At 42.0% G+C, this 6,474-nt stretch carries 6 protein-coding genes; 2 read left to right on the top strand and 4 right to left on the bottom strand.

Annotation, left to right across the window (positions count from 1 at the left end; translation table 11 throughout):
• Positions 1-252 precede the first annotated feature (252 nt).
• Positions 253-1,446, bottom strand: coding sequence for a glycoside hydrolase family 43 protein (locus BLU80_RS10440; RefSeq protein WP_091397713.1), 1,194 nt, complete (start codon positions 1,444-1,446; stop codon positions 253-255).
• A 252-nt stretch (positions 1,447-1,698) separates the two neighbouring features.
• Complete coding sequence (locus BLU80_RS10445; protein WP_091397723.1) at positions 1,699-2,058, bottom strand: hypothetical protein; 360 nt, start codon at positions 2,056-2,058, stop codon at positions 1,699-1,701.
• Positions 2,059-2,245: 187 nt separating this feature from the next.
• Between BLU80_RS10445 and BLU80_RS10450 the strand changes: the two genes are divergently transcribed.
• Positions 2,246-2,776, top strand: coding sequence for a GNAT family N-acetyltransferase (locus BLU80_RS10450; RefSeq protein ID WP_091397726.1), 531 nt, complete (start codon positions 2,246-2,248; stop codon positions 2,774-2,776).
• Positions 2,777-2,878: 102 nt separating this feature from the next.
• Here BLU80_RS10450 and BLU80_RS10455 read toward each other — a convergent pair whose 3' ends face one another.
• Positions 2,879-5,134, bottom strand: coding sequence for an alpha-L-arabinofuranosidase C-terminal domain-containing protein (locus BLU80_RS10455; protein WP_244518871.1), 2,256 nt, complete (start codon positions 5,132-5,134; stop codon positions 2,879-2,881).
• 332 nt (positions 5,135-5,466) lie between these two features.
• On the opposite strand from BLU80_RS10455, the gene BLU80_RS10460 reads away from it, so the two are divergent.
• The gene (locus BLU80_RS10460) at positions 5,467-6,093 is read left to right on the top strand and encodes a DUF488 domain-containing protein (protein WP_091397729.1); all 627 of its coding nucleotides are present in this window, start codon (positions 5,467-5,469) and stop codon (positions 6,091-6,093) included.
• 59 nt (positions 6,094-6,152) lie between these two features.
• On the opposite strand, the gene BLU80_RS10465 is transcribed toward BLU80_RS10460, so the two are convergent.
• Positions 6,153-6,474, bottom strand: a 322-nt coding sequence (locus BLU80_RS10465; protein ID WP_211481810.1) for a transposase, incomplete at its 5' end; no start/stop codon positions are given.

Here is a 6,474-nt window from a genome sequence, read left to right on the forward strand (position 1 = left end):
TTAGCAAGGATTTATAAGACAATTAAGCGAAGAAAAGCCTCTTAGCCGCCGGAAAGGAATAACTGGGCAATTTTTCCCGACAAATCGGGCAATTTTCTCTACAATGATTTATGCAACACTGGTATCTGATGGCAAAATAAACGCGAATTTACCAGGCACTATAATAAAATAAGGGCAAAAGAGCCATTCAATTTCATAAAAATCATAGGAACGGAGCGTTTATCCCTTGTTTATCCCTTATTCTGCTCTTAACTAATGCGTCAGCAAAAGGGGTCTGACATGCTGATAATCCATTTGCACCCTGGCTGGTTGCGTTAAGGGATCTGACGAGGAGGACTTTGTAGAAACAGCCTTATCCATGAATTTAAAGGGAATTAAATAAGTTTTTCTAGGAGACACTTTTGCTGAGCCGCTATGTGCATGAAACACATAATAATATGCGCCGCTTCTATCCTGGAAAATATCCCCATGTCCGGATCCTGGAAGACCGGTATTCTTTTTGGAAATCACCGGTCCGGATGAAGCCTTAACCCAGGGGCCGGTCGGCGAACTGGCAGTTGCATACCCCACCGCATAGTCCGGATTCCTAAAATCATTAGCACTATAAAAAAGATAGTAAAATCCTTTGTGATAAATAACCGTTGGCCCTTCCGTTACTGGCCATTCGGCATGAGCGGTATTCTCCCAGGCTTCCGTAGCCTTTATGCAAGGCTTTTCGGTGTTCAGTACCACACTAAAAGGTGCATTAGCCTGCCCAGCGAAAGAATTTTTAAGATTTAGTTTCAATTCACTTACATAAATATTGTTGCCATGGTCCAGTTTTACATAATAAATAAAAGTCTTTCTAGAAACCGGATCCGTAAAAATAAATGGATCAATATGTTTAAATCCGTCATTAAATAAAGGTAGAAATCCATCATTACCGTCTTTTTGAATAAAGGGTCCGCTTATTGCCGATGAATGAGCCACGGCTATCTGCTCATTTGCCGTATACGCTAAAAGAAATGCCGGCATTTGCGCGGAGCTCTTTTGCTCATCTCTGCCCTGAGTATCAAGGCAAAGTAACTGAGGGGCCCAAAAACCCTTATTTCCAAAGCTATGACTGCTGTCCAGGGCCAGATAATCAGTATTTGCGCCTTTTTCAACTCTATGCCAGTTTATCAGATCTGTAGAATGGTATAATTTAAAGCCTTCCGTCACTGTTTTATCGCCTGAAGTCCCGATTAGAAAATAGCTACCATTTGCATAAAAGATGGTGGGATCAGCAATTTTTAAAGTATCAGGGGTTACGGGCGTTGTACTATTACCAGAAAGACTCTTTACACGCTGCCCCTTTACATTGAAAAGTAAACAGCCCGAACAGACAAGGGTTAAAGCCAGTAAAACTACCGATTTTACCTTTTGCCTTCGGCTGATATTGTTTAAAAATGAGTTCAAAACACGCATACGGCCACCTGATTTAGTAAATAAAATAACTTAAGCTACAAATTATCTTTTTTTGTCCCAGATCCATGCCTTCAAATATAGTTCAGCAAATGCGCATAAGAATGTACCCGTTTATCATTAACAAGTACCATTAACATTCTTCCGCTTCAAATGGGTCTACGGAAGGTTTAGGACTATAAACACCTTGATGACGCTGCTGGGAAAAGGGCCACCCTAAGCGCACACTTGGACGTGGGGCGTATGAGCGGTGCCTTACTTAAATTCACTGGTCAGTACACCGATAATAGCCTGAATAAACCCCAGGTCCAATGGTTTCACGCTGCCTTTTGGCGCCTGACCTTCAGGCGCTTCATCTTTAACGCCGGATTTATACCTGTCTTGATCTGAACGCACCTGAATTACGGGCAGATCATTACCAGAATTATTATTGCCGGGATGAAAGGGTTCATACAGGGCACCCCGAAAACTTCCCTCTTCATCCGGTTCGAAAACGACCGCCTGCGACGCAATGGTCGTAAAGATCTTATACGTATAACCAAGTTTGCGAAACACAAAATCCTGATTTATTATCCTGCCCCGGTAAGGTATAGCTAAACTAAATGTTTCTTCCATCCTTTAATTATTTAAATATTCAGCAACAAAATAAGGTAAAAATAAGATTCAGAGCCTAAAAGGATGTAAAACGAGCAGATGGCAAATCCCTACTTCCTTGCTTAAAAACCGGTGAAAGGAAAGATAAATTTTTATACATATAACAAAACACTAACTTCGTGAACGATACACCAATCATCAGAAAATCATGTCCTTTGAACTTCCCCAAATATTAGAAAACGAAAGTCTCATCCTTTACCCCCTAAAAACTGAAGATTTTGAGGACCTATACCAGGTGGCCTCAGATCCGGCAGTTTGGGCCCAACACCCTAATAAGGACCGCTGGAAAAAGGAAGTTTTTCAAAACTTTTTTAAGGGAGCACTTGAGAGTGGTGGCGCCTTTAAAATTATAGAGAAGTCCACAAACAGAACAATCGGAAGTACCCGGTTTTATGATTATTCCCCTGATACCAAAAGTATACTGATTGGCTACACTTATTATAGCGTTGATTGTTGGGGTCAGGGTTTTAATCCGGCGGTAAAAGCAATGATGCTGGACTATATTTTTCAATATGTAGACAAAGTTTATTTACATGTAGGGGCGACTAATTTCAGAAGCCAGGTCGCCGTCGGCCGACTTGGAGCAGAAAAAGTAGATGAACAAGAAGTCACCTATTTTGGAGAAGCTCCAAAACTGAATTTTATTTATCTCATCCGTAAAGAAAAATGGAATCATTAATCCCATTTTTAAAAATACAGCAACCTGACAAATAATTAAACCCGGCCTTGATTGTCTCTTGAGCAATCGCGGGCCGGGTTTAATTTTCAACAAACACCTGCGCTATTTTAAGTCTAACTCCAATAAATTAACGGAGCCGGACGGAGCCGTGAATTTGATTTTCATACCCTCACTGCCCTTCCGCTCATTTTTTATAAAGGGAAGTTCATACCCATTTACTGCGCCCTTCGGATTAGGGCTAGTTCCAAAATCCATGTGCTTAGGCTGAACCTGATCGGGCTGATTAAGACTATTATAGGCGTAAGCCGAGTCAGCCTTTAGCATCGTCCAACGACCTTTCATGGCCCTGGAGAGGCCTTGGCCTAATCCCTGCAACACGATATCTACCGGCTTATTATCACTCGATACATTAACCAATTTAATATACAATTTATGGCCGGCGGCATCCATCGTTGTACTGGCATATAAACTATCCTGCCCTTTTACAGGCTGATGATTAGCACTTGTCTGAAGTACTTCTGTTCCTTTGGCCAATGAAAAGAGCTGCTGCACATAATAATTAGGTGTTGCAACGGAATGCAGGTTGTCAAACCAAATAAGATCCGGTCGCCATTGCCAGGCATTAATATTGGCTAATAACGGCGCATAGGAAGCCATACGAACAACGTCCGCATTCCGCTCCAGCCCGGTCATAAAAGCAGCTTCCGTCAGCGCACTGTAAAAGCTATTGGCCGATTCGGGTACGGTCGTGGATTTGCCATGCGCTGCATATTCCCCGGCAAAGACTTTTGGACCTTGTCTGTCATATTGATCATAACGTCCGGCATTGTTTAAAAACCATTCAGGGGGGGCATAATAATGTTCATCCACCAGGCTCGGATGTAGCGTACGCAGAACACTCCAGGCATCATCAAACCATTTACCACTATTATAAGGGCCGCTACCAGAAACCAGCTGAATTTCCGGATGTGCTAATTTGAGGCGGCTCTCAAAAATTTTATATCGGTCAAAATACTGGCTTTCCCATTGTTCGTTGCCTACGCCTAGATATTTAAGATGAAACGGCTCAGGATGTCCCATCTGTGTCCGAAGGTGGCCATAGGGTGTTGAACTATCACCGTTGGCAAATTCTATTAAATCCAGGGCATCCTGAATATAAGGCTCCAGATCAGCGGCGACTTCTCCAGAATTATACTGGCAGGCCATACCGCAGTTCAAAATGGGAAGAGGTTCTGCGTGCAGATCTTCCGCCAATTGAAAATACTCATAAAAACCAAGTCCATAACTCTGAAAGTAATCCGGCGCATTGCGGGGCGCTTTAAACTCCGTCTGCCATCTATTGGTAATGGTTGTTCTTTCAGCCACTGGGCCCACTGTATTTTTCCACTGATATCGGTTCACCAAGGTTCGCCCTTCCACGATACAACCTCCTGGGAACCGTATAAAGCCCGGATGAAGGTCATAGAGCTTCTGAACCAGATCGGCTCTGAGGCCCCCAGGTCTGTCTTTCCAGGTATGGACAGGGAATAATGAAAGCATATCCATGTCCAGAGAGCCTGCCCCTTTTAACAATACGACCAATCTACCATTTGCCAGGGTTTTATCTGCAGAAAAAACCGTTTCCACGGTCGACCAATTATCAGATATCTCTGGTAAATCCTTAAAAGGTGATCGGAACTGGATACGACCGGTCGAATCCAGCACCACTAATTGCAATTCTACCTTGCTGCCTTTCTTTACCCGAATATCGGCTGTAAATCGATAAGGTTCTCCTGCTTTAAAACCCATCCCTCTGAATCCTTCATTTTCTACCCCAAAGAAGTGCCCTAATTCAATATGTGCATAGCGGTGATTACCTTTATGCGGTTGTGTTGATTGCCCCCTGTTTGTGATCAATAATTTACCGTCAAAATCCAGCTTTAGTGTACTATTCTTTTCATCCAGGATACGCCAGCCCATCAGTGGGTTATCAAATTCAAAAGAACGGTTTTTAATCAGTTCTGCATAAATTCCTCCGTCGGCCGCAAAATTAATATCCTCGAAAAATATCCCCCACATGGTGGGCGAAACCGAAATCCGGTCTTTGACACCGTCTATTAAGATGGAGGCAGGCTGCACTTGCTTATGATTGCCGGACCGTGCCGAAGATTGCGCCTTGAGCGTATTTTTATTGTTTAAAAAGCCGGTAGATGCTAAAAATGCGATTAAAGCAATACAATTAACTGCGACAGACATTACATTTACCCTATGGCCTTTGAGCCTTAGAACAAGAGGCTCAGTAAAATGCAGCCCCGCTCCTTTATTTGAATGGGCCCTCTTGTCACATGAATGGCTTATTACGGTATTTTGTTCCATCATAAATGCACTGATTTATATTTTATTTACTATTATTTTAGTCCTGGTAAATCGTTTTAAACTTGTATTCAAAATAATTTGAGCAAAATTAAGGGGACGTCAAAAAAACCGACTTAATCATGCCGACTTATCAACTGTAAATATAACACTTGAAAATTGGAAAACGGCATTTTGAGGCTGTTTTAATAATGAAAGATATTAAAATGGTCTAATCGCATCTTGACAGCAACATCTGTGGAGTATACCCGCCCGCCCGCAATCAGAACGTATTAACTTTTAAAACCTTATTTGGTGTACAATTTGCGGTAAATTTTAGATAAAATCATGGCACAAAAATGAAAGTAGAAGAGCCGTTTGAAAAGTTACACAGGGAAAGTCCACACAAACATGGGGAGCTTGGCAGTAATCAAACTGCAATCTCCACAAAATCAGATGCCGACCGGCGTTCGCCCGGTGAAATTTATACAATTGGACATTCAAATTATCCGGCCAATCAATTTTTGACCTTACTTTCCGAATTTCACATAGAGCTGCTGGTGGATATAAGAAGATTTGCGGGTTCAAAAAAATGGCCACAATTTTCTCAAAAACAGCTCATAGACGAGTTAAAAAAGGTCGGGATCCAATATATGCACATGGAAGCCTTAGGAGGCAGAAGAAAGCTGTCAAAGGATTCTAAAAACATTAACTGGCGTCATCCATCTTTCCGGGCTTATGCAGATTATATGCAAACCACCCCATTTTTAGCAGCAATCCATGAGTTAGAAGCACTGGCAATAAAGCAAATAACGGTTATTATGTGTTCAGAAGTCCTTTGGTGGCGTTGCCATCGTGCACTGGTATCAGATTTTCTGAAGTCAAAGGACTGGATAGTTTATCATATTATGGGGCCCAATAAAATGATTTTACATCCTTATACATCAGTGGCAAAAATAGTAAATGGCCACCTCAGCTATCAATAAGTGTCTTCATGGTATAAAGTTTACTTATTCATAATTAGAGTCTGCTCAATAACTCACCGCTAGGTGGTCATTAACACATTATAATAATTTTTAATTCTGAAATTTCCGGCTAGCCTGACTACATGATAGGCTAGCCAATTTTGTATCCTTAATAGTAGGGATACAGGTGCCTGCCTGGTCATCCGGACCAGGTTTAGCACCAGGGCTATAGTAGATATCCATGAAGTACTTGTATTGGCCAGCTTGGCTTTTATATTGTCCATGCCATATCTGGTCTTTGCTTGGCCAAATTTTCCCTCTATTGGATTTCTTTCGCCCGGTCTTATGTGATTTTTCACTGCCGTTGCGGATGGACGACCTAGCGGTTTCGCAACAAGTTTT

It is taken from the genome of Arachidicoccus rhizosphaerae, from assembly GCF_900107765.1.
Lineage (GTDB): Bacteria > Bacteroidota > Bacteroidia > Chitinophagales > Chitinophagaceae > Arachidicoccus > Arachidicoccus rhizosphaerae.